Source organism: Paenibacillus sp. GbtcB18, from assembly GCF_019091125.1.
GTDB lineage: Bacteria > Bacillota > Bacilli > Paenibacillales > NBRC-103111 > Paenibacillus_F > Paenibacillus_F chitinolyticus.
Genome location: NZ_JAGXJX010000154.1, coordinates 1 through 399 on the forward strand (window position 1 = coordinate 1; position 399 = coordinate 399).

Annotated in this window: 1 pseudogene; it reads right to left on the reverse strand. The window is 32.8% G+C overall.

Annotated elements, in window-relative coordinates:
- Positions 1–37 precede the first annotated feature (37 nt).
- Positions 38–399: pseudogene (locus tag KVT34_RS29920) on the reverse strand (DUF4047 domain-containing protein); the annotation flags it as partial.

Genomic DNA, 399 nt, shown 5'->3' on the forward strand with positions numbered 1-399 from the left:
TGTTTCACTAAAGCAGTTACCAGCTTTTTATCTGTTTCTATTTCTTCTGTTCTTCCACTCTCTGCTGTTCTTCTGCTTTCTTCTGTTCTTCTGCTTTCTTCTGTTCTTCTGCTTTCTTCTGTTCTTCTACTTTCTTTTGTTCTTCTACTTTCTTTTGTTCTTCTACTTTCTTCTGCTCTTCTACTTTCTTCTGTTCTTCTACTTTCTTCTGTTCTTCTACTTTCTTTTGTTCTTCTACTTTCTTCTGTTCTTCTACTTTCTTCTGTTCTTCTACTTTCTTCTGTTCTTCTATTTCATTCTGTTTCTTTACTGTTTCTTCTTTTAATAGTTTGTGTAAAGTTTGAATTTGTTCATCAATAGCTTGCAAAGTGACTTCTTTCACAATATAATCTCGCTTCT